The following is a 22,904-nucleotide window of genomic DNA, read 5'->3' on the forward strand; positions in this document are numbered from 1 at the left end:
ATAGAAAAAATAGAAACAAAAAGGTATTTATAATCGAATTAAACAGTTGCTATTTCATCTGCTGTTAACAAATCCATGGTGAGATCATCAGAAAGTTGTTCAAGGTGCGCTTGTACATCACCTATTGTTAAGGCGTTTGGCAACTCTAACTCAAAATTCGCGGAGAAAATGGGATAACCCCAGTTGGGTGCGCTTTGGGTTTGAGAGGTCAGTTTAATGATATTAATGCCTAATTGGGTTAGATGTGCTGTCACTTCTTTAATAATACCGGGACGGTCATTGCCTGTAACTTGAAGTAAATAGTTGTCAAAGCTAACAGTTTTTTGGCTTTGGGCTTCAACAATATGGATCTGGAGTTCATCTATTTGCGATAATGCTTGGCTAAGTTGCATTATGTGGTGGGGTTCTATTTCAAGTTGAATAATCCCCGCAAATTGTCCGGACAGTTGGCTTAGTGAGCTTTGTAGCCAGTTGCCATGATTTTGGTAAACGGTATCGGATAAACGCTCGACTAAGCCGGTACGATCTTGGCCGATAATGGTCACGAGTAATTGGGTCATAATACATTCCTTGTCAATGAATTAACGAGTGTGAAATTAAGTGTATTGATGGGCTATTGAATAAGCATAGTTCGAATTAAAAAACAGGGTAAAACGAAATGATGACAGTGGAATAAACTTGTCACAAAAGTGTCATAATACCGTTCTACTATTGCTAACCGTATAAATCGATTCGAGGTAATAATGGCTAATGCCGATTCTTTATTTGCCAGTGACCGACTTCGCCGAATTAAAGATTCTTGGGCGCGAGTGGGGGTAACTGCAGGCGGTATTTCTGTACTTATTACTTTGGTTTTGATCTTCTTTTATTTGCTCTATGTTATTGGCCCTATTTTTTCTTCGGTCACCGTTAAACCTTCACAGCAATTTTCTCTGCCACTACAAGGGCACACCGCAGCTCTTGGTACGGATGATAATAATCAATTAGCGTATCGATTTTCATTTGAAGGAACGGTCGATTTTGTTCGTTTATTTCAGGCTGAAAAAACGCTAACCGAGCAAGATAGCTCAGCTTCTCAACAAAGCCATTTAGTAACAACAAAGTCAGTCATCACTAACCCAACAGCCTTTGCTGCAAGCTTGCCGCGGGATCAGTTGTTTGTTTACGGTACTGAGCAAGGGCAAGCTATGGTGGTCAAACCGGATTTTGTCACGCATTTTGCCGATGGTCATAAAACCGTTGTACCAGAGTTGCTCTATCCGGCTGGCAAGCAAGCACTACAGTTAGCACCAGAGGGAGAGCCTTTGGTGAAATTGGCGATTTCAGGACGAGAAGGTGATGCTGCTTTAGTGGGTAAGACTCAGTCGGGCCAGTTTTATGCCATGGTTTTTTGGACTCACGGGCTCGATAGCAGTCAACATCAATGGCAGTATAATCGTTACCCAATTATTGGATTGCCTGCCAATGTAACTGATTTTGATGTGACGCCCGATGGTAAGACCTTATATGCCCTTAGTGGTAAAGAACTCTATGTCGTTAAGCTAACTAAGCAGCAGGCCATGATTCGTCAAGTGGTCAGTGTTTCTGATGATAAGACTATCCCGGTTGGTATGTACTTACTTTCTGGTGCGCAATCATTGTTATTGGTAGACAGTGATAATACCGTTAATCAGTGGTTTGAAGTGGTGAAAGATGGCAAGCGAACTCTTGTTCATGCCCGAGAGTTTGAATTTTCTGCCAGCCCAATTTATAAGTTGATCCCTGAGTATTTTCGTAAGGGGTTTTACGCCATTCAGCAAGATGGGACTGTCTCAGCATATTTTACCTCTGAACATAACATTATTTATCAGCAAAAACTGTTTACAGCCTTACCCGATTTTGTCGCTATTTCTCCCCGAGCCAATTTGCTCTTAACACTAAATGGCGAACAGTGGAAAAGTTATAGTGTTGATAATTTACATCCAGAGATTGGCTTATCGTCATTATGGCAAAAAGTGTGGTATGAGGGGTACAGTGAGCCTGATTATGTCTGGCAGTCGACCTCAGCTAGTAATGAATTTGAGCCAAAACTCAGCTTAGTGCCAATCGTTTTTGGTACCTTTAAAGCGGCAATTTATGCGCTATTTTTTGCTATACCTTTAGCATTGGGTGGGGCAATTTATACCGCGTATTTTATGTCCAGTAAGATGCGTCGTGTTGTAAAACCAACCATTGAACTGATGGAAGCATTGCCGACGGTGATCCTGGGTTTTCTTGCTGGTATTTGGTTGGCTCCGATCGTGGAAAAACATCTACCAGGCATTGTAATGATCTTGGTTTTGTTTCCTCTTACCATGTTATTGGTGGGGCTATTGTGGTCTATTTTACCGGGTCGCTGGCGTCATAAAATTCCTAATGGGATGCACATTGCTTTATTGATGCCAGTTATTGCTCTGCTTACTTATGGCTGTTTTGCAATAAGCCCTTGGATTGAGCAGTGGCTGTTTCACGGTGATGTCAGAAGTTATGTCACCAATGAATTAGGGATTGGTTATGATCAGCGCAATGCACTTGTCGTAGGTATTGCGATGGGCTTTGCGGTTATTCCGACCATATTTTCTATTGCTGAGGATGCGATTTTTTCTGTCCCTAAACATTTAACTAATGGTTCTCTTGCTCTTGGTGCAACCCATTGGCAGACCTTAACCAAAGTGGTTCTTTTAACTGCTAGTCCAGGTATTTTCTCTGCGGTTATGATGGGATTAGGACGTGCGGTGGGAGAGACCATGATAGTCTTAATGGCGACGGGGAACACGCCTGTGATGGACTGGAATATTTTGCAAGGGATGCGAACATTAGCCGCGACTATTGCGATTGAGATGCCAGAATCGGAAGTGGGGAGTTCTCATTATCGCGTGCTATTTTTAGCGGCATTTGTCTTGTTTGTTGCCACATTTGTTTTTAATACCATTGCTGAGCTAGTACGTCAGAGATTAAGAGAAAAATACCGTTCTTTATAGTCTCTGGCAGAAGGAAAAGAAAAAGAATAATGATTAAATGGTTTAAATCCGGTGCTCCTTGGATTTGGCTCACAGCAGGCTCGGTCAGTGTGAGTTTGCTTGCCGTATTAGGATTGCTACTTTTGATAGGCTGGAAAGGTCTGAGTTACTTCTGGCCAGATTCAGTCTATCGATTTGATATTACATCGAATGGAAAAACACATTCATTATTAGGTGAGATTTACGATCAGCAAATGATCTCTAGGCAACAATTACTGGAAGCTGGGGTTCAACTGGATCCTGCAAACTTAGATGATATAACACGCTATGTGATTAAAGTAGGCAACCGAGAGCAAAATGGTTCAGACTTTGTCACTGTTCTGAGTACTCATATTGTTCAGCAACAACTAGCCGATAATGTGGTTGTGGTCGATCGTGATAAAAATGGCAAATTCTACGGTTATCCGGTGGCGATTTATGAAGGTAAGGTTGAACTGCCTTTTCATGATTATCTCCAGTTAAAAGAGAAAACTTTACAGCTTCGTCACGATCTTGAGCAATTGCAGCAAGTTGAGATTGCAAGCGTCAATTGGCAATTGGAACAGCTACGTATTCAACATCGAAAAGCGGAGCTAAAAGGACAAGCTGAGCCGGACAAAATACAGCAGTATGAGCGTCAACGTCGTCAGTTAGAGTTGGAATATAAGCAGATGGAAGGTCATCTGTTTTCATTACAAAATCAACTTGCTGATAGTGGGATCATTGTTCGCAATAGTCAGGGAAAGCAAGTCAAACTGCCAATGGATCAAGTGTTGGATGTCTGGCAGCCAAATAACCTGACATTAATCGAAAAAATAGCTCATTGGGGTCATCAAGTCGGAAAGTTTCTCAGTGAAGAACCGCGAGAGGCTAATACTGAGGGGGGTGTCTTTCCAGCCATTTTCGGTACGGTTTTTATGGTGCTGCTGATGAGTATTATAGTGACCCCCCTTGGTGTAATGGCGGCTGTTTATCTGCATGAGTACGCTAAGAAGAATGCATTTACTAAAGTGATTCGAATTGCCGTTATTAATTTAGCTGGCGTACCTTCTATTGTGTATGGGGTATTTGGTCTTGGCTTCTTTGTTTACATGGTGGGCGGAACTATCGATGACTTGTTCTTTTCTGCCCAGCTGCCAACGCCGACATTTGGTACACCAGGTGTTTTGTGGTCGGCATTAACCTTAGCCATTTTGACATTACCTGTGGTGATCGTTTCAACCGAAGAAGGATTGGCCCGCATTCCTAATTCAGTACGCAATGGCTCATTGGCATTAGGGGCAACGCAGTCTGAAACGTTATGGCGTATAGTGTTACCTATGGCAAGTCCTGCAATTATGACTGGGTTAATTTTGGCGGTCGCACGAGCTGCTGGTGAAGTAGCGCCATTAATGCTGGTAGGGGTTGTAAAAATGGCTCCGACGTTACCTGTTGATTTACATTTTCCTTATGTTCACTTAGATCGTAAGTTTATGCATCTGGGCTATCATATTTATGATGTTGCTTTTCAAAGCCCAAATGTAGAAGCGGCAAGACCTTTAGTTTACGCGACATCATTTTTATTAGTGACTGTGATTATCAGTTTGAATTTAACTGCCATTGGCATTCGTAACTATTTGCGAGAAAAATACCGCACTTTGGAACAGTAGCGAGCAATGTTAAGGACCCGTATTTTATGTTAACCATAGATCCGACATTAGGGTTATATCAATCATTAGATTTAACCTCGTTACCCGAAGAGCAAACCGCGCTTTCCATAGAAGGGTTAAACTTATTTTATGGTAAATCTCAAGCGCTATTTGATATCAATATGCGTATAGCGAAAGGCCAAGTGACGGCTTTTATCGGGCCTTCTGGCTGTGGTAAATCGACCTTATTAAGCTGCATTAACCGGATGAACGATCTGGTTGAAGAGTGTCATATTGATGGCAAGATCGTATTAAATGGTCAAAATATCTATGATAAAAAGGTTGACGTTGCCGCGTTACGACGTCGAGTTGGAATGGTCTTTCAGCGTCCGAATCCTTTCCCTAAGTCTATTTATGAAAATGTGGTTTATGGGTTACGACTACAAGGTGTAAAGGATAGACGAGTGCTTGATGATGCGGTCGAAAGTTCTTTGCGTGGTGCGGCGTTATGGGATGAAGTTAAAGATCGACTACATGAAAATGCTTTCGGTCTCTCTGGTGGTCAGCAGCAGCGCTTGGTCATTGCTCGTGCCATAGCAATAGAGCCTGAAGTGCTATTGTTAGATGAGCCAACATCTGCGTTGGACCCTATCTCAACATTGACGATTGAAGAGCTGATTAATGAGCTGAAAACCAAATATACCGTTATTATTGTGACTCATAATATGCAGCAGGCCGCTCGAGTATCGGATCAAACTGCCTTTATGCATATGGGTGAATTGGTAGAATACGCCAGCACTAATGATATTTTTACCACCCCAAGAGAAAAACGCACAGAAGACTACATTACAGGTCGTTACGGTTAAGGAGTTATTATACCGTGCTAAGCAATATCAGTTTAGGTCGTCATATATCAGGACAGTTTAACCATGAGTTAGAGAGTATTCGAACTCATGTATTGGCGATGGGTGGCCTAGTCGAACAGCAGCTTGCCGATGCATTAAAAGCACTACATAAGCAAGATGCTGATTTGGCCAAACGGGTTATTATTGAAGATCATAAAGTAAACTCGATGGAAGTTGCCATTGATGAAGCCTGTACTCGGATCATTGCAAAGCGACAACCAACCGCGAGTGATTTACGCTTGGTTATTGCTATTATAAAAACAATTACTGATCTTGAGCGTATTGGCGATGTGGCAGAAAGTATTGCTAAAGTCGCATTAGAGAGCTTTAGTAATAAGCAATATAACCTATTGGTTTCTTTAGAATCTCTTGGCCAGCATACGGTTCGAATGCTGCATGAGGTGTTAGATGCGTTTGCTCGTATGGATGTTAAAGCCGCAATAGAAGTGTACCAAGAAGATGATCGAATTGATCAAGAGTATGAGTCGATAGTCAGACAGCTAATGGCCCATATGATGGAAGATCCAAGCTCCATTCCTAATGTAATGAAAGTGATGTGGGCGGCACGTTCTATTGAGCGAGTGGGTGATCGCTGTCAAAACATTTGTGAGTACATTATCTACTTTGTGAAGGGTAAAGACGTTCGCCATACCAAACCAGATGATTTTGGTACTATGCTCGATTAATCGATACAAGAAACAAGAAGGTCGCCAACATTGTAAATGTGGCGACCTTTTTTTATCTATTATTCGTGGATAATTGGAGTACTAACATGAAGTACTCGATTGAGAGAAGTTGTTTCAGGTGCTAATTCAAAGTTCCAGTTACCACTATCTGGTGTGTAATAGCCGCCTTGAACAACAAACTCAACGCGATTTGAGGTTTTATGCCAAATACGAACAAGACCCTGAACATTACTGGTATTCATGATGCTATGAGCAATAGGATCTGCACAGCCAGGTAAAAATGCGCCTTCATTTAAGGTCATAGTAAAGACAACACCTGATCCATCAAGGAAGTCTGTTGCTTTCACTGATGCTACTGTTAACGCCGCTGTTTTATTTGCATCTGGATGCGGTGTGTCAGGAGGCGCAATATCTTGAAATACTGGCAAAGTAATAGAAAGGCTATGAGGGGCGGATAAAACGTTTTGATCTATGCTAAGAGTCATAAAATTAATGACCCTTAAATCATGGTTCCCTGATATCCGATAACTGATTGTATTATTGCTGACCCTGTAAGGACGAACTACATTGGGGGTTGATACTGTTGTCGCATTACGAATCGCATTTACATCTGTAGTGTTAAGTTCTGCACCATTAATCTCTACATGCAGAGTAAAGCCATAAAGTAAATATGAGTACGGAATGGTATCTAAATTAGTGGAGAGCGTAGGCATATTTGCAGCTATTTGACGCTCTTTAGTATCAGATGGATAGTAAAACTCGTGTGCCAATACGTTTGAAGCTAAGCTACAAACCATGAGAGCAATAAGACAATATAGTTTTTTCATTATTTCTAACCTGCTAACGTTGTTTATTGTAGTTTGTGTATGCAATTGCATGCACTTATAGGTTAGATGTAAAAATAAAAAGAAGTGTGATGTAGATTGTAAATACGATCAAAAAAGCCCTTCTAAAGGTAAACGAAGGGCGAGAGTAACCAAATGGTCAAAATGGAGTTGATATAATATTCATGATAATTTTGTTATTATCGTTAAATTTCAATCGGTTAAAGTTATTTTAGTTAAAGCTGTATTGTAAACCGACACCGCCTGCAACTTCTGATGACGAATATTTACCGCTCGTTTCGTAATGGAAGGTTCCTGATACACTTAAGTTTTCATTGATCCCATAAGCACCACCAAGGGCTAAAGCTTCTTTTGAGCCTGCAAATCCTACACCTGCACCGACTGCAAATTGACCGTTGGTAACGTATGGACGAGCATTAGTTACTGCGTGTAAACCTGCTCTTACCCCATCCATTTGCTCATCTAATTCACTGAACTTACGTTGTGTTTCTTCGGCAAAAGATTGGAAAGATTTTTCTAAGTTATCAATGCGCACAGTATCATTTGATTTTGGTGTCACGCCAAAATCAGGGTCAACAACAATAGGTTGCTCTGGTGTTGCTGGAACTTCAATTGGGTTCTCAGGAGCAGCTTCTATTGGATTAGATGGTTTCGTATTTTCAATTGGATTTTCTGGCGCAGCCTCAATAGGTTGAGATGGTTTTTCATTCTCAATCGGGTGTGTTGGCTTTGGTGGTTCAATCGGATTACTAGGTGCTGCCTCAATAGGTTGTGTTGGTCTTACATTTTCAATTGGATGTGTTGGTTTTGGCGGCTCAATCGGGTTACTTGGCGTTGCCTCAATAGGCTGGGTTGGCTTTACATGCTCAATTGGTTGACTTGGTGTAGCGGCAATCGCCATTGAAGACATCATCATAGAAAGAGATAGGGCAATAGTCGTTTTTTTCATTTGGAACTCTCGTCATAATTAATTGATAAATCACTAAATGAGCGTCCTGCTCTTGTTATTGTCTTATCCGTTTCGACGAGAGGAATAATAAAAATATTTAATTAATTCATCTAATTACAACTCTTTATATCAATATTGAATCAAATTTATTAATAAGAGGGATGGATTAAAGATAATAAAGGATGTTTATGAGGTGTTGAGAAATGAATGAAAAGGAGAATTCAGGTTTGAGTTCTATACATAAGTAACTTGGATATAAGGCTATATACCCAAGTTACTCGATACTTTAATTAAAACAACTGCTTGGCAACCGCTGCAATTTTATTAGCGTCTGTTACTGGGATCGCGAAATCGTCAATATCAGCATTACCCATATAGGCTTGATTGGAGTAGTTTTTCATAAGACTTGGTCGGGTCGTTTTACCCGATAAATGAATTTCTCTAACTCCGGTATCTGAAATAATCTGCCCAACATTGTCTGCAGTCACACCAGCTCCCGCCATAATAGACAGCCGCTCACTACAATATGTCACCATTTCTTTTAGCATCTCTCTACCATCATAAGCGTTGGCTTTAAGGCCTGAAGTAAGAACTCGCTCACAACCTAGAGACATCAAAATATCAAGAGTTGCCATAGGGTCGATACATTGATCGATGGCGCGATGGAACGTGACACCCATGCCTTGTGCTTGATGGATTAATGCTTTTAATTGGTCTTTATCGACCTGTCCTTGATCGGTAAGAACACCAAGTACAACACCGGATAAGCTTGCTTGCTTTGCTGCATGTACATCAGCCAACATAATTTCCATATCTTGATCGGTAAACAGGAAATCCCCTTGGCGAGGCCGAATCATGGCATAGACTGGAACTTGGGCATATTTGGCTGCAGCTTGCATAAAACCAAAGTTTGGCGTTAATCCACCTAAAGCGAGAGATGAGCACAGTTCAATGCGGGTTGCACCACCTTGTTGAGCTAGATGAAGAGATTCAATATTGTCGATACAAACTTCAAGTTGGAAAGTCATTATTTAATACAAAATAGCGAGAAAGGGGGTCTCAGTGTAGAGGAATTGGTAAAAAGAGACGAACAGTTAGATAAGAGAATGAGAGCTTGAGATGATTTTTATTACAACTGATAAGAATAAAGAGTAGGGTAATAAAATTTGGATAAAAAAGGGCCCGGTGTATCCGGGCCTCATAATTTTTTATTTTAAGCTAACTTTGGCTTTACGCATATGCGTTCGTTAGTTTAAGTGCCGTTGAGCTTGGCACTATAGGCAATTACTTACCTAGATCTTCTGTGTGCTCAGATAGGTAAGCGGCAACACCTTTTGGAGATGCATCCATACCAGCTTTACCTTCTTCCCATTGTGCTGGGCATACTTCACCGTGCTTCTGGTGGAAGTTTAGTGCGTCAACCATACGTAGCATTTCATCAATGTTACGGCCTAGAGGTAGGTCGTTTACTACTTGGTGGCGAACCATGCCATCTTCGTCGATTAGGAAAGAACCACGGAAAGCAACGCCAGCTTCTGGGTGCTCTACGTCGTATGCTTTACAGATTTCGTGCTTCACATCAGCAACTAGCGGGTATTTAACTTGACCGATACCGCCGTTTTCAACAGCAGTGTTACGCCATGCGTTGTGAGAGAACTGAGAGTCGATTGAAACACCAATTACTTCTACGCCTTTAGCTTGAAAATCTTCAAAACGCTTGTCAAAAGCGATTAGCTCAGAAGGACATACGAAAGTGAAGTCTAGTGGATAGAAGAAAACTACCGCTTTTTTACCTTTAGTGAATTCTGCAAAGTTGAAGTTATCAACGATTTCGCCGTTACCTAGAACAGCTGCAGCAGTAAAATCTGGTGCTTGACGACCTACTAGTACCATTTTGGTGCTCCTAAAATTCTGGTTTGTTACCAATTTTTGAATTGGCTCCTTACTCGTGCGAGACAAACTATAGCGAAACTGGTAGATTGGAAAAAGCGGAATAAATAGATTGAAGTAATCGAAAATAACGATGAATAAATTTCCATCACTTAAACAGCTGCATTATTTAGTCACTTTATCTGAAACGCGTCACTTCGGTGAGGCGGCAAAGAAGTGTTTCGTGAGCCAATCAACTTTGAGCTCAGGAATTCAAAATTTAGAAGAATTACTCGACTGCCAACTTATTGAGCGAGATAACAAGTCGTTGGTATTTACAGCAACTGGCGATCAAGTGGTGACTCGAGCGCGTGAATTACTAGCTCGAGCTCAGGACTTGGTTGAGCTATCAAGCTGTCGTGGCGATGCGATGGAAGGCCAACTTCGTATTGGATGTATTCCAACCATTGCTCCATTTTTATTGTGTGATTTAGTGCAAGAAGTGAATCGACTTCACCCTAACTTGCATCTATTGTTGCGTGAAGATACCACAACAAACCTTTTGGCGGCACTACGAAGTGGTGAAATGGATGTCTTAATTTTAGCTCTACCTGTTGAGATTAATGGCATGCATAGCAAGGTTGTGGGTCGTGATGCTTTTAAAATGGTAATTAGCAAACAGCAAGCCAATAGTGTAACGGTTCCATTACGTTATGCGGATTTACCTGATGAATCAGTATTTCTTCTAGAGAAAGAGCACTGTCTGACTGATCACGCGGTATCGGCATGTAAGTTAACAACCAAGGAGAAGATCAACCCCTTTACTGCAACCAGTTTGCATACCTTAGTTCAAATGGTTGCAAATGGTTTAGGTACGACCTTTATTCCACAAATGGCAATTGAACACGGGATCCTAGATAACCAAAATCTGGTTGTATTAGAGCCGCCAGGTCAGGAAGCGTATCGTGAGATTGGTTTAGTTTGGCGACCAACCTCTAGCCGAACTCATGTCTTTAATCAGCTGGCTGAAATTGTGTCAGATCTTCTTTGATACGACACTTAAGGTAATATTTAATAAACGAAGGGGGCTTTATGTCCTCTTTTTTTATTCCTGCCATGTGAATCTTTACCGATAATCTGAAATTTAGTGCTAATTGCTAATATTTTTTATTATTTAAGAATTATCTGTATGCTCTTAATGATGTTTCTCTTTGCGGGGAAAACGATAAAAATCCCTCTTTTGTAGATAAATTATGTTTCGCTTTGCAAACTAATTCATATCAATTTACTTCTCTTGAATCGATTATTGTTTGAATCTGATCTCTCTTTCATTTTAATTCTTTGTTTATTAGAAAATTTCTTATAGAAAGTTAAGTCACTATTTGTTTAAAACGTATTTCTTCTATTTACGGCTAAGATAATTTCTGTAATTTAATTACGTAACATCTTACACATAATGGGTATTACAGGTATTTGAAGCAATTCTCTATATTTCGTTTTAATTTAGTGTTTTAAGTTATTGCTCTAGTTTCTATACTCTATTGATTATTAAAGATTAATTTACTTTTGATCTATTTTTCATACTTTGGTCTAGTTGCTTTTCTGATTTTGTTTCGGCAGTGTTTATAAAGTGTTAATAATTTTTTTGATCTTATTTTCATTACCTGCTACCACTAGAAGTGGTTATTAACTTACAAATGAGGGGCGCTATGACAATGCCAATGAATCATCAAATGAAATTGTCATTACAGGTGGCGATAACCGAAGCACAACAAGAGATTCTCACAACAGAAGCGCTGTCTTTTCTTGAGCAGTTAACGGATCGCTTTGCTGCTCAGGTCTCTGATCTGCTCCAAGCTCGTGAGCAGCGCCAAGCTCTGATTGATAATGGTCAATTACCCGATTTTTTACCTGAAACACAATCTATCCGTGATAGTGAGTGGCAGATCCAATCGATTCCCAAAGATCTTCAAGATCGTCGTGTGGAAATCACAGGGCCTGTAGAACGGAAAATGGTGATTAATGCTCTTAACGCCAACGTGAAAGTTTTTATGGCTGATTTTGAAGACTCTTTTTCTCCCGTTTGGGATGAAGTGATCCAAGGTCAACGTAATTTACGTGATGCTATATTGGGGTCGATAAGTTATACCAACCCGACAACCGGTAAACACTATCAACTCAGAGATGACCCCGCAGTGCTTATTTGTCGCGTTCGTGGTCTGCATTTACCTGAGAAGCATATCTATTTTAATGGGATGCCAATACCGGGTGCTTTGCTCGATTTTGCCTTGTATTTTTATCACAACCATCGAGCTTTACTAGAAAAAGGCAGTGGGCCTTATTTTTATCTGCCTAAATTGCAGTCCCATCAAGAAGCGGCGTGGTGGAGCCAAGTCTTTAGCTTTACCGAAGACCTGTTTGAGTTACCTCGTGGCACTATTAAAGCGACAGTATTGATTGAAACGCTGCCTGCTGTATTTGAAATGGATGAAATTCTTTATGCGCTAAAAGAGCACATTGTTGGCCTTAATTGTGGTCGTTGGGATTACATCTTTAGCTATATTAAGACCTTAAAAAACTATCCTGATCGTGTATTGCCAGACCGTCAGGTGGTGACAATGGAGAAACCGTTCCTTAATGCTTATTCCCGACTGTTAGTTAAAACATGCCATCGCCGTGGTGCATTTGCGATGGGAGGAATGGCTGCCTTTATTCCCGATAAAGATCCTGAACGCAATGCGTGGGTACTCAATAAAATCCAAACAGATAAATCATTAGAAGCCCATAACGGTCATGATGGTACGTGGGTAGCGCATCCAGGCTTGGCTGATACTGCACGAGCGGTGTTTGATCAAGTTCTTGGCTCTCGCTCCAACCAATTGGATGTGACCCGTAGTGATGATGCTCCTATTACGGCAAGCGAGTTGCTGGCACCTTGTGAGGGCGATCGTACAGAAGAGGGAATGCGACACAATATTCGGGTTGCTGTGCAATACATCGAAGCGTGGATTTCCGGCAATGGTTGTGTACCTATCTATGGCTTGATGGAAGATGCGGCAACAGCAGAGATTTCTCGCGCTTCTATCTGGCAGTGGATCAAACACGGTAAAGCACTTTCTAACGGTCAAGTGGTCACTAAAGCCTTATTTGAGCAAATGCTTGCCGAAGAAATGGCTGTCTTGGAGCAGGAATTAGGTAGCCGTATTTTTGAGCTGGGAAATTATCAGCAAGCGGCGAAATTTATGAATGAAATAACAACCAGTGATGAGCTAGAAACCTTTTTAACTCTACCTGGGTATCAGTATTTAGATTAATGAAATAAAAGTGAATTAGATGAAATTGAAATAGAGATGCGAGTGATCGCGGTTAGCATGAGGGATGAGACATGACACTAACACGCCAACAGTTAATTGAAGCAATTGAAAAAGATTGGGCTGAAAATCCACGCTGGAAAAATGTAAAGCGTACTTATTCGGCTGAAGATGTGGTCAATTTACGAGGTTCAGTACTGCCTGAGCATACCATTGCTCAACGCGGAGCCGATAAGCTATGGGATTTAATCAATGGCAGTGCAAAAAAAGGGTATGTGAACTGTTTAGGTGCTCTAACGGGTGGACAAGCGGTGCAGCAAGCCAAAGCGGGTATTGAGGCGATCTATTTATCAGGTTGGCAGGTAGCTGCTGATAATAACAGTGCATCGGCCATGTATCCTGACCAATCTCTCTATCCTGTTGATTCGGTCCCCGCTGTGGTTAAGCGAATCAATAATTCATTTCGTCGTGCAGATCAGATTCAGTGGGCTAACGGTGTAACGCCAGAAGAGGGTGTTGATTATTTCTTACCGATAGTGGCCGATGCTGAAGCCGGATTTGGTGGAGTGTTAAATGCCTACGAACTAATGCGACATATGATAGAAGCAGGGGCAGCAGGGGTTCATTTTGAAGATCAGCTCGCTTCGGTGAAAAAATGTGGTCATATGGGAGGGAAGGTTTTAGTTCCAACCCAAGAAGCGGTGCAAAAATTGGTTGCTGCACGTTTAGCGGCCGACGTCGCGGGAACCACAACTTTGGTTATTGCGCGAACCGATGCGAATGCGGCAGATTTGTTAACATCCGATTGCGATCCTTATGACAAAGATTTTATTGTAGGTGAGCGTAGTTCAGAAGGCTTTTATCGTGTTCGTGCTGGTATTGATCAAGCCATTGCACGCGGTCTGGCTTATGCTCCGTATGCTGATATGGTGTGGTGTGAAACCGCGACGCCGTGTTTAGAAGAAGCGCGTAAATTTGCTGAGGCGATTCATGCGCAATATCCCGATCAGATTTTGGCTTATAACTGTTCTCCATCGTTTAACTGGGAGAAAAACCTTGATGAAAAAACCATTGCCGAGTTCCAACAAGCTCTCTCGGATATGGGGTACAAATACCAGTTTATTACCTTAGCGGGTATTCATAATATGTGGTTTAACATGTTTGAATTGGCCCATGCGTACGCACAAGGTGAAGGTATGCGTCATTATGTTGAAATGGTGCAGCGTCGCGAATTTGAATCGGCAGATAAAGGCTACACGTTTGTTGCTCATCAGCAAGAAGTGGGAACGGGCTATTTCGATAAGATGACCAATATTATTCAAGGTGGCAATTCTTCGGTAACGGCATTAACCGGATCAACAGAAGAAGATCAGTTTAAATAATCATAAAGAGCGTTAGATGCTAGGTACAAAAATAGCCGTGATAAACATTGCGGCTATTTTTTCTATAAGTGATATGAGAGTCTTTTAATCAATAAAATCATGATCTAAGACCGCATCATCATCTTGTTCAATAGGGTCAATTTCTTCTTGTAATTCGAGCAAGTTAATCGCAATAGAAACAAAGTCACTATCAGTAATAATGCCAATTAATTGTTTGCCTTTAAGTATCGGCAAGCAACCTATCTTATGTTTTTGCATATAGATAGCCGCTTCTTTTAATCCTGCATGAACATCAACACTGCGCAATGATGGGTTCATACAATCACCAATTAACGTATCAAGTGCGCTTTTGGTCTGTGTCAGTGCGGCTGATTCAAGGCTTGACTCTTGTGCAGCCAAAATATCTCGCTGTGAGATAAGGCCGACTAATTCACCTTGATGATTGGTAATAGGGACATGACGAATACCACAGAGCTGCATCAAGTCCTTTGCATCATCTAAGGTGTGATCTGGTGAGAGAGTATGAGGATTAGGTGTCATCATATCGGCAACAGTAAACATAACAACCTCCTTGGGCTTTTTGCATCCTTTCTGTGCTTCTTTTGACTGTACTCAATAAATATTGTTTCGCCTATGACGAGTATCAAACTTTATCAATGTTGTTATTTTGTGTTTATTTTGTTTTTTGTTGGTAACTATTTGTCTACGATTAATAAGACGGTGTACTGACAAGGATGTTCATCATGAAAAGATTCAATTACTCTTTTATTAGTCAAACTCTGTTCCAGTTTGCTCTATTCGGGTTGATATTTTTCTCTTCTACGGTGTTTGCTCTAGTTACACCTAAAATTGTTGGTGGTAGTTCGGGAGCATCACTGCCATGGCAAGCTTATTTAAAGATAAATTCCCAAGGACAAACCTACACGTGTGGTGCGGTTGTTATTGGTTCTCATACCATTTTAACCGCAGCACATTGCTTAGAATTTAACGATAAGATAGTCACTCCAAATCAAGTCTCAGTTTGGACTGGAATTACTCAGACATCACAAGCAAGCTATAGCTCATCTTTACCCGTTAAGCGCGTTAACCTTCACCCTTTGTTTGATAGCGATACTTTTATTAATGATATTGCGGTCATTTCTTTAGTTGATGCGGTAACATCAAATGCCATTCCAATAACACTGACACAGCCTGAAAAGCAGCAAGAGATGGATACTCAATTTGCTTTAACTTGGGTTACTAATGGTAGTCGCAAGGGAAATCTTCTGGTTTCTGGTTGGGGAAGTACCGATCCAACATTGAATGACACATCTGGCTCTTCCCAATTGCTGGCTACGGTGCTTTCTGGTGTTCCTGATTCCATTTGTCGCAGCTTGTGGGGGGGCTTTATTTCACTTGAAGAAAGCACACAATTTTTATGTGCAGCTGCCACCGCACCATGGAAAGATCAAGACAGTTGTTTAGGAGACTCAGGAGGCCCTCTCATTTGGCAAGATCCGCAACACAGTCGTGACAGTGATTATGGCTTACGTTTAGCGGGAATTGTCAGTTTTGGTGATGGCTGCGATGGTAAGCGCCCTGGAGGTTATACTGAGGTGTCACACTACTATTCTTGGATTGCCTCTCATATGGATGAGGAACTCCAACTAAGTAATCAAGCGGTGTTTACTGAAAATCCCTTTACTCGTTATGACGAAGATGGCGATTTGCTCGATGAGTTTCAAGGTGCTTTAGATGATGCCCAAGATGGACTGCAACAATTAGAGGATAATATTGATAAATATACTGGTGGTGGTTCACTTTCTTGGTTATCTCTTCTTGGCATAATGTTTTTAGCGTGGCGGAGACGATGATTACCGTAATGTAAGTCTTCGCTTATTATTTGCCCTTGATATTGCCTAAAGGTCGCATATACTACCTGCCTGCTGCAAATTAGGGTTAATTATGATGCAAGTTTCTGATTTTGATTTTGACTTACCGGATGAGCTAATTGCTCGTTATCCTCAGCCTGAGCGTACTTCTAGCCGTTTACTGCAACTTGATGGTAACAGTGGTGATATTGCGCATAAGACATTTAAAGATGTGTTAGATCTGGTTAATCCAGGCGATTTGATGATCTTTAATAACACACGAGTAATTCCTGCGCGTATGTTTGGTCGTAAGGCATCAGGCGGTAAGTTAGAGGTACTTGTTGAGCGTATGTTAGATGAGAAGTCGATTCTCGCTCATGTTCGTGCATCAAAATCACCAAAGCCGGGTACTGAGTTACTGCTGGGCGAAAATGATGAGTATTCAGCAGAAATGGTTGCTCGTCACGACGCATTGTTTGAAATCCGTTTTAACAGTGATAAAACCGTATTAGAAATTTTGGATGAAGTAGGTCACATGCCTCTTCCTCCTTATATTGATCGTCCTGATGAAGATGCGGATAAAGAACGTTACCAGACGGTTTATAATGCCAAACCTGGTGCAGTAGCCGCTCCAACAGCCGGTCTTCACTTTGATGATGCACTACTTGCAGCATTAAAAGAGAAAGGCGTTAACTTTGCATTTGTGACTTTGCATGTTGGTGCAGGTACATTCCAACCTGTACGTGTTGATAATATCGATGATCACCACATGCACTCTGAATATGTGGAAGTTCCAGAAGAGGTTGTGACTGCAATCAATGAGACCAAAGCAAATGGTGGTCGCGTTGTGGCAGTGGGTACAACATCGGTTCGTTCACTTGAAAGTGCCGCACAAGATGCAGTAAAAAATGGGACCGAATTAAAACCATTTTTTGGCGATACTGAGATCTTTATCTTCCCAGGTTACCAGTTCCAATTAGTGGATGTTCTTATTACTAACTTCCACTTACCAGAATCAACCTTGATCATGCTAGTAAGTGCATTTGCCGGTTACGAGCATACAATGAATGCTTATAAAGATGCGGTTGCAAACCAATTCCGCTTCTTTAGTTATGGTGATTCTATGTTTGTGACTCGTAAGACTCTGTAATACTTTACTTATCGTTGCTTACATAAAAAATGTAATAAAGTTTCTCTAAGTGATATTTCTAAGCTAAAACTCGCTAATATATGTTGGCTTAGTTGCAATCACTCAGTGAGAATTAAGGCTGCTTTTGTTAAAATGGCAGCCTTTGTTGTCTATATGCGGTTAAAAGCGCAATAGACATAGAATACCGCAGCTTGTTTTGGGTTTTATCTCAAACAAGTTTTGCGAAACCTCTCGAGCTCAAGCTGGTGGGGTAGGGTCCCGTAATGGGAATAACGTCAGATTGTTTCTCTGGCTTTTGGAGGCCTTTGTGAAATTAAAATTTGAATTAGACAAAAAGCAGGGTAATGCTCGTCGCGGTCGTTTGATCTTTGAACGCGGCACAGTAGAAACCCCAGCTTTCATGCCTGTAGGTACTTACGGTACTGTTAAGGGCATGACTCCTGAAGAAGTAAAAGATACTGGAGCTCAGATTCTACTTGGTAACACTTTCCACCTATGGTTACGCCCTGGTCAAGAAGTGATGAAATTACACGGTGATCTGCACGACTTTATGCAATGGCAAGGTCCTATCCTTACCGATTCAGGCGGCTTCCAAGTATTTAGCTTAGGCGATATTCGTAAGATCACTGAAGAAGGTGTGCATTTCCGTAACCCTGTAAACGGTGACAAGATTTTCATGGACGCAGAAAAGTCGATGGAAATCCAGAAAGACCTAGGTTCTGATATCGTAATGATCTTCGACGAGTGTACGCCATATCCTGCGACACACGACGAAGCGAAAAAGTCGATGGAAATGTCTCTTCGTTGGGCTCAACGTAGCCGTAACCACTTTGATAAGCTAGATAACCAAAACTCACTGTTTGGTATCGTACAAGGTGGTGTTTACGAAGATCTACGTGACGTTTCTGTTGAAGGCCTAACTAAGATTGGTTTTGATGGTTACGCAGTGGGTGGTCTGGCGGTTGGTGAACCAAAAGAAGATATGCACCGCGTACTAGAGCATACTTGTCCACAGCTTCCAGAAGATAAGCCTCGCTACCTAATGGGTGTGGGCAAGCCAGAAGACTTGGTTGAAGGTGTTCGTCGCGGTATCGATATGTTCGACTGTGTAATGCCGACTCGTAACGCACGTAATGGTCACCTATTTGTGACTGGTGGTGTTGTTAAGATTCGTAACGCGTCACATAAAACAGATACAACACCTTTAGATCCGCAGTGTGACTGTTACACTTGCCGTAACTATTCTAAAGCGTATCTACACCACCTAGATAAGTGTAATGAAATTTTAGGTGCACGCTTGAATACTATCCATAACCTTCGCTACTACCAGCGCTTGATGGCAAGTATCCGTAAGGCGATTGAAGAAGATCGTTTCGATGCATTTGTAGAAGAATTCTACGCGCGTCGTAACCGAGAAGTACCACCTTTACAAAAAGGTTAATTGTTAAACGAGGACGTTATTAAATGAGTCTTTTTATCTCTAATGCTTACGCAGCAGCTGAAGGCGCAGCACCTCAAGGTAGTAGCATGCAGCTATTTATCATGCTTGGTCTGTTCGCTGTTATTTTCTATTTCATGATTTATCGTCCACAGGCTAAGCGTGTGAAAGAGCACAAAAACCTGATGGCATCCATGGGTAAAGGTGACGAAGTTCTAACTAATGGTGGCCTACTAGGTCGAATCACTAAAGTGTCTGCAGAAAGCGATTACATCGTGATTGCACTTAACGATTCTACTGAAGTAACTATCAAGAAAGACTTCGTAACTGCAGTGCTACCAAAAGGCACTATGAAGTCTCTATAAGACTTCAAAAATAAACACTTATTCGCTTTGAAGGATCATAGCAGTGCTTAACCGTTATCCCCTGTGGAAGAACCTGTTGGTCGTGTTCTCACTGATCATCGGTTTGCTTTATGCACTTCCCAATGTATACGGTGAAGATCCAGCGATACAAATCACCGGGGCGCGTGGCGCCTCGGTTGATATGGCCGCTTTGGATACTATCACCGCCGATTTGAAAAAAAATCACATCTCTTATAAATCTGTTGCTTTAGAAAAAGGCACAGTTCTCGTCCGATTCAATGACACTGATACTCAGATCAGCGCTCGCGATCTCCTAAACCAAGACCTTGGTGAACAATATGTTGTTGCTTTAAACCTAGCACCAGCTACACCTAAGTGGCTTGAAGATATTGGCGCAAACCCAATGAAATTGGGTCTGGATCTTCGTGGTGGTGTTCACTTCTTAATGGAAGTGGATATGGACGCGGCGATGGAAAAGCTTCTTGGTCAACAAGAAGATACGTTCCGTACTGAATTACGCGAAGCGAAAATTCGTTATCGAGCCATCGACAAAACCAAAGATTCTGTTGTTGTACGTCTTCGTGATGCAGAGCAAGTAGAACAAGCCAAAAATGCACTTGAAAAGCTGCATCCTGACATGGTGTTTGTCGAAAACGATAGCAAAGGACGTTACCTTCTTACCGCCACTTTTACTGAAGCCCGTTTGCAGGAAATTCGTAATTACGCAGTTGATCAAAACATCACTATCTTACGTAACCGTGTCAATGAGTTAGGTGTGGCAGAGCCTCTAGTTCAACGCCAAGGTGCTAACCGTATCGTGGTTGAATTACCAGGTGTACAAGATACAGCTCGTGCTAAAGAAATCTTGGGTGCAACAGCGACGCTTGAATTCCGTGAAGTTGATAGCTCAGCCGATCTTGGTGCGGCAGCGGCTGGTCGAGTTCCTGCGGGTAGTGAAGTGAAATTTACCCGTGATGAGCGTCCAGTTGTGTTGAAGAAGCGCGTTATCCTATCGGGTTCACACATTACTGATGCAAGTTCTAGTGCCGATGAATATGGTCGTCCTCAGGTTAACATCTCTCTAGATGGCGAAGGCGGCAGCAAAATGACAGCGTTCTCGCGTAATAATGTTGGCAAACTAATGGCAACGGTATTTACCGAGTACAAAGACAGCGGCAAGCGTTCACCTGATGGTAAAGTTGTGTTGGAAAAACACGAAGAAGTGATCAACCAAGCAACGATTCAGACTGCTTTAGGTCGTAACTTCCGTATTACAGGTATCGATACTCAAGCTGAAGCGCATAACCTATCTTTACTATTGCGTGCCGGTGCTTTGATTGCGCCAATCTCAATAGTTGAAGAGCGTACCATTGGTCCATCTATGGGTCAGCAGAACATCGATATGGGTGTTCAAGCGTGTATTTGGGGTATGGTTGCCGTAATGATCTTTACACTTGTGTACTACAAGGCGTTTGGTCTGATCGCTAACCTTGCATTGGCTATGAACTTGGTTCTGATCATTGGCATTATGTCGATGATTCCAGGTGCAACCATGACCCTCCCAGGTATCGCAGGTATTGTATTAACCGTAGGTATGGCGGTGGATGCTAACGTTCTTATCTTTGAGCGTATTCGTGAAGAATTGCGAGAAGGGCGAAGTCCACAACAAGCTATCCAGCAAGGTTATGCGAACGCTTTCAGTACGATTGCCGATGCCAATATCACCACCTTAATTACAGCAATTATTCTCTTTGCGGTAGGTACAGGTGCGATTAAAGGTTTTGCGGTAACACTATCTATCGGTATCTTAACATCGATGTTTACTGCAATCGTATGTACCCGTGCTGTTGTTAACTGGCTCTATGGCGGTAAGCGCATAGATAAGTTGTCGATCTAAGGAGACGCTGAAAATGAGACAATTATTGAATGCGGACAAAGTGATCGACTTTATGCGCTGGTCGAAACTGGCTTTTGCTTTTTCGATCTTAATGGTATCCCTATCTATCGCGACAGTGGCAACCAAAGGGTTAAATTGGGGTCTAGACTTCACTGGCGGTACGCTGATTGAAGTTAGCTTTGAGAACCCAGCTAACTTAGGTCAAATACGTGAAGCGTTAGAGAAAGCGGATTTTGGTGATGCGGTAGTCCAAAACTTTGGTACTGCTCGTGACGTGATGGTACGCCTACAGCCTCGTGATGGGGTGAAAGGTGAAGTGCTTGGTGGGCAGATTATTTCGGCCTTAAAAGAGGGCACTGGGCAAAACGTTGAGATGCGTCGTATTGAGTTTGTTGGTCCTAACGTGGGCGATGAACTGGCAGAAGCGGGTGGCTTAGCTATCTTGATCTCTCTGCTTTGTATCTTGATGTATGTATCACTTCGTTTCGAATGGCGTTTAGCTGCTGGTGCGGTAATGTCATTGGCTCACGATGTTATCATCACGGTTGGTATTTTCTCTTTCTTACAAGTAGAAGTCGATCTTACCATTGTTGCGGCACTGTTGACGGTTGTTGGTTACTCACTTAACGATACCATTGTTGTATTTGACCGTATCCGTGAAAACTTCCGTAAGATGCGTAAAGGTAGTGCAAGTGACATCATCAATAGCTCTATTTCGCAAACATTAAGTCGTACCTTAATTACATCGGGTACAACGTTATTTGTGGTTATTGCCTTGTTCCTAAAAGGCGGAACCATGATTCACGGTTTTGCAATGGCGCTTCTGATTGGTATTACGGTCGGTACTTACTCTTCTATCTATGTGGCTTCTGCATTAGCGCTGAAACTGGGTATTACCCGTGAGCACTTAATGCCGCCTCAAGTTGAGAAAGAAGGTGAAGAATTTGACGCAATGCCATAATCGCATTGATTGATGATTCTATAAGAAAACGGAGCGATTGCAGCTCCGTTAAGCTCAAAAGGATCGGTTAAATGATCCTATAGATGCGTAAAAATCCAAGTGTATTTAATGCACTTGGATTTTTTTATGGGCGTTTTTTAAGCTCTAACATCATGATTTACTTCCCATCGAACTTATTGATGAAGCTTATTTTCTCACTGAGTACAAACGGCCTACCCATGTTATTTGTCTTTTTAAGGCTGTGGCGCTTTCTTTTTCGAATGTGTTTCAATCTATTGGGGCTGCGTTGTTGGTTCAAGATGATTTGATTAGTCGCTCTATTCAAATCATAACGTGATTCGAATAGGTGTTTTTATCTAATCGTATTGTCGTAAGAAGATTTTTTATGCACACCAAGCTCGGAATTCGATTTAACTACATCACAACAGCTTGATTTTGCTGGCTGAAAAATTATCTATTAGTGATGTTGTTATGGTAAGCAGAAATAACTATTTCATCATTATGACCTAATCGGCCTGTTTCGGACGCTTTCTTATTTTTCTTGATTTACGATCTGTTCGCGCTTCATCAAGGGTTCTAAAAATTGATGCCTGCTCTCGTTCTGTGAAGCTCTCTTTTTTCTTTTCTAACATCACAACTTCTCCACTTTAG

At 41.7% G+C, this 22,904-nt stretch carries 20 protein-coding genes; 13 read left to right on the plus strand and 7 right to left on the minus strand.

Annotated elements, in window-relative coordinates:
- Positions 1-38: 38 nt before the first annotated feature.
- The gene (locus WAX86_RS03505; protein WP_036764327.1) at positions 39-560 is read right to left on the minus strand and encodes a glycine cleavage system protein R; all 522 of its coding nucleotides are present in this window, start codon (positions 558-560) and stop codon (positions 39-41) included.
- A gap of 183 nt (positions 561-743) precedes the next feature.
- On the opposite strand from WAX86_RS03505, the gene WAX86_RS03510 reads away from it, so the two are divergent.
- Genes WAX86_RS03510 through phoU form a run of 4 tightly spaced genes read left to right on the plus strand, consistent with a single transcriptional unit; the run spans position 744 to position 6,236 of the window.
- Positions 744-2,999 carry an ABC transporter permease subunit gene (locus tag WAX86_RS03510; RefSeq protein ID WP_341489113.1) on the plus strand — a complete coding sequence of 752 codons (2,256 nt, stop codon included), beginning with the start codon at positions 744-746 and terminating at the stop codon, positions 2,997-2,999.
- A 29-nt stretch (positions 3,000-3,028) separates the two neighbouring features.
- A complete protein-coding gene (gene pstA / locus WAX86_RS03515) occupies positions 3,029-4,666 on the plus strand; it encodes a phosphate ABC transporter permease PstA (protein WP_341489114.1) in 1,638 nt (545 codons plus the stop codon).
- A gap of 26 nt (positions 4,667-4,692) precedes the next feature.
- Positions 4,693-5,511 carry a phosphate ABC transporter ATP-binding protein PstB gene (gene pstB, locus WAX86_RS03520; RefSeq protein WP_106340114.1) on the plus strand — a complete coding sequence of 273 codons (819 nt, stop codon included), beginning with the start codon at positions 4,693-4,695 and terminating at the stop codon, positions 5,509-5,511.
- 14 nt (positions 5,512-5,525) lie between these two features.
- The gene (gene phoU, locus WAX86_RS03525) at positions 5,526-6,236 is read left to right on the plus strand and encodes a phosphate signaling complex protein PhoU (protein WP_005300841.1); all 711 of its coding nucleotides are present in this window, start codon (positions 5,526-5,528) and stop codon (positions 6,234-6,236) included.
- A 59-nt stretch (positions 6,237-6,295) separates the two neighbouring features.
- On the opposite strand, the gene WAX86_RS03530 is transcribed toward phoU, so the two are convergent.
- From WAX86_RS03530 to WAX86_RS03545, 4 genes are all read right to left on the minus strand, one after another.
- Entirely contained in the window at positions 6,296-7,063 is a 768-nt protein-coding gene (locus WAX86_RS03530) for a hypothetical protein (protein WP_044176451.1), read from the minus strand.
- A 229-nt stretch (positions 7,064-7,292) separates the two neighbouring features.
- Positions 7,293-8,030, minus strand: a complete 738-nt coding sequence (locus tag WAX86_RS03535) for a YadA C-terminal domain-containing protein (protein ID WP_239970499.1) — start codon at positions 8,028-8,030, stop codon at positions 7,293-7,295.
- 290 nt (positions 8,031-8,320) lie between these two features.
- Positions 8,321-9,058, minus strand: coding sequence for a copper homeostasis protein CutC (locus WAX86_RS03540; RefSeq protein ID WP_341489115.1), 738 nt, complete (start codon positions 9,056-9,058; stop codon positions 8,321-8,323).
- Positions 9,059-9,314: 256 nt separating this feature from the next.
- On the minus strand, positions 9,315-9,923 hold the full coding sequence (locus tag WAX86_RS03545; RefSeq protein WP_005300830.1) for a peroxiredoxin C: 609 nt from the start codon (positions 9,921-9,923) through the stop codon (positions 9,315-9,317).
- A gap of 130 nt (positions 9,924-10,053) precedes the next feature.
- On the opposite strand from WAX86_RS03545, the gene WAX86_RS03550 reads away from it, so the two are divergent.
- The 3 genes from WAX86_RS03550 to aceA all read left to right on the plus strand — a co-directional run bounded on the left by WAX86_RS03550 (position 10,054) and on the right by aceA (position 14,592).
- On the plus strand, positions 10,054-10,950 hold the full coding sequence (locus tag WAX86_RS03550) for a hydrogen peroxide-inducible genes activator (RefSeq protein WP_065170055.1): 897 nt from the start codon (positions 10,054-10,056) through the stop codon (positions 10,948-10,950).
- Between the two features lie 670 nt (positions 10,951-11,620).
- Entirely contained in the window at positions 11,621-13,213 is a 1,593-nt protein-coding gene (gene aceB, locus WAX86_RS03555; RefSeq protein WP_376788113.1) for a malate synthase A, read from the plus strand.
- A gap of 71 nt (positions 13,214-13,284) precedes the next feature.
- Entirely contained in the window at positions 13,285-14,592 is a 1,308-nt protein-coding gene (aceA, locus tag WAX86_RS03560) for an isocitrate lyase (RefSeq protein WP_044176442.1), read from the plus strand.
- 84 nt (positions 14,593-14,676) lie between these two features.
- On the opposite strand, the gene WAX86_RS03565 is transcribed toward aceA, so the two are convergent.
- A complete protein-coding gene (locus WAX86_RS03565) occupies positions 14,677-15,153 on the minus strand; it encodes a CBS domain-containing protein (protein ID WP_069530955.1) in 477 nt (158 codons plus the stop codon).
- 182 nt (positions 15,154-15,335) lie between these two features.
- Here WAX86_RS03565 and WAX86_RS03570 point away from each other — a divergent pair, with 182 nt between their 5' ends.
- The 6 genes from WAX86_RS03570 to secF all read left to right on the plus strand — a co-directional run bounded on the left by WAX86_RS03570 (position 15,336) and on the right by secF (position 22,253).
- Positions 15,336-16,445: a trypsin-like serine protease gene (locus tag WAX86_RS03570; protein WP_341489116.1), complete on the plus strand. Its 1,110-nt coding sequence runs from the start codon at positions 15,336-15,338 to the stop codon at positions 16,443-16,445.
- A gap of 94 nt (positions 16,446-16,539) precedes the next feature.
- Positions 16,540-17,592 carry a tRNA preQ1(34) S-adenosylmethionine ribosyltransferase-isomerase QueA gene (gene queA / locus WAX86_RS03575; RefSeq protein WP_036764323.1) on the plus strand — a complete coding sequence of 351 codons (1,053 nt, stop codon included), beginning with the start codon at positions 16,540-16,542 and terminating at the stop codon, positions 17,590-17,592.
- A 307-nt stretch (positions 17,593-17,899) separates the two neighbouring features.
- Positions 17,900-19,033, plus strand: a complete 1,134-nt coding sequence (tgt, locus tag WAX86_RS03580; RefSeq protein WP_005300811.1) for a tRNA guanosine(34) transglycosylase Tgt — start codon at positions 17,900-17,902, stop codon at positions 19,031-19,033.
- Between the two features lie 23 nt (positions 19,034-19,056).
- Positions 19,057-19,395 (plus strand): preprotein translocase subunit YajC, encoded by a 339-nt coding sequence (gene yajC, locus WAX86_RS03585; RefSeq protein WP_005300808.1) that lies wholly within the window; start codon positions 19,057-19,059, stop codon positions 19,393-19,395.
- A gap of 43 nt (positions 19,396-19,438) precedes the next feature.
- The gene (gene secD / locus WAX86_RS03590) at positions 19,439-21,292 is read left to right on the plus strand and encodes a protein translocase subunit SecD (protein ID WP_036764322.1); all 1,854 of its coding nucleotides are present in this window, start codon (positions 19,439-19,441) and stop codon (positions 21,290-21,292) included.
- Positions 21,293-21,305: 13 nt separating this feature from the next.
- Positions 21,306-22,253 (plus strand): protein translocase subunit SecF, encoded by a 948-nt coding sequence (gene secF, locus WAX86_RS03595; RefSeq protein ID WP_044176433.1) that lies wholly within the window; start codon positions 21,306-21,308, stop codon positions 22,251-22,253.
- A gap of 506 nt (positions 22,254-22,759) precedes the next feature.
- Here secF and WAX86_RS03600 read toward each other — a convergent pair.
- Positions 22,760-22,885, minus strand: coding sequence for a hypothetical protein (locus WAX86_RS03600; RefSeq protein WP_341489117.1), 126 nt, complete (start codon positions 22,883-22,885; stop codon positions 22,760-22,762).
- Positions 22,886-22,904 lie beyond the last annotated feature (19 nt).

It is taken from the genome of Photobacterium damselae subsp. damselae (assembly GCF_038086725.1).
In the GTDB taxonomy this organism is placed as follows: Bacteria; Pseudomonadota; Gammaproteobacteria; order Enterobacterales; family Vibrionaceae; genus Photobacterium; species Photobacterium damselae.

What these genes read in the sequence shown, in the direction of transcription:
- WAX86_RS03505 (WP_036764327.1), bottom strand. Translation starts at nt 560, where the DNA reads ATGACCCAATTACTCGTGACCATTATCGGCCAAGATCGTACCGGCTTA.
- WAX86_RS03510 (WP_341489113.1), top strand. Translation starts at nt 744, where the DNA reads ATGGCTAATGCCGATTCTTTATTTGCCAGTGACCGACTTCGCCGAATT.
- pstA (WP_341489114.1), top strand. Translation starts at nt 3,029, where the DNA reads ATGATTAAATGGTTTAAATCCGGTGCTCCTTGGATTTGGCTCACAGCA.
- pstB (WP_106340114.1), top strand. Translation starts at nt 4,693, where the DNA reads ATGTTAACCATAGATCCGACATTAGGGTTATATCAATCATTAGATTTA.
- WAX86_RS03530 (WP_044176451.1), bottom strand. Translation starts at nt 7,063, where the DNA reads ATGAAAAAACTATATTGTCTTATTGCTCTCATGGTTTGTAGCTTAGCT.
- WAX86_RS03535 (WP_239970499.1), bottom strand. Translation starts at nt 8,030, where the DNA reads ATGAAAAAAACGACTATTGCCCTATCTCTTTCTATGATGATGTCTTCA.
- WAX86_RS03540 (WP_341489115.1), bottom strand. Translation starts at nt 9,058, where the DNA reads ATGACTTTCCAACTTGAAGTTTGTATCGACAATATTGAATCTCTTCAT.
- WAX86_RS03545 (WP_005300830.1), bottom strand. Translation starts at nt 9,923, where the DNA reads ATGGTACTAGTAGGTCGTCAAGCACCAGATTTTACTGCTGCAGCTGTT.
- WAX86_RS03550 (WP_065170055.1), top strand. Translation starts at nt 10,054, where the DNA reads ATGAATAAATTTCCATCACTTAAACAGCTGCATTATTTAGTCACTTTA.
- aceB (WP_376788113.1), top strand. Translation starts at nt 11,621, where the DNA reads ATGAATCATCAAATGAAATTGTCATTACAGGTGGCGATAACCGAAGCA.
- aceA (WP_044176442.1), top strand. Translation starts at nt 13,285, where the DNA reads ATGACACTAACACGCCAACAGTTAATTGAAGCAATTGAAAAAGATTGG.
- WAX86_RS03565 (WP_069530955.1), bottom strand. Translation starts at nt 15,153, where the DNA reads ATGTTTACTGTTGCCGATATGATGACACCTAATCCTCATACTCTCTCA.
- WAX86_RS03570 (WP_341489116.1), top strand. Translation starts at nt 15,336, where the DNA reads ATGAAAAGATTCAATTACTCTTTTATTAGTCAAACTCTGTTCCAGTTT.
- queA (WP_036764323.1), top strand. Translation starts at nt 16,540, where the DNA reads ATGCAAGTTTCTGATTTTGATTTTGACTTACCGGATGAGCTAATTGCT.
- yajC (WP_005300808.1), top strand. Translation starts at nt 19,057, where the DNA reads ATGAGTCTTTTTATCTCTAATGCTTACGCAGCAGCTGAAGGCGCAGCA.
- secF (WP_044176433.1), top strand. Translation starts at nt 21,306, where the DNA reads ATGAGACAATTATTGAATGCGGACAAAGTGATCGACTTTATGCGCTGG.
- WAX86_RS03600 (WP_341489117.1), bottom strand. Translation starts at nt 22,885, where the DNA reads ATGTTAGAAAAGAAAAAAGAGAGCTTCACAGAACGAGAGCAGGCATCA.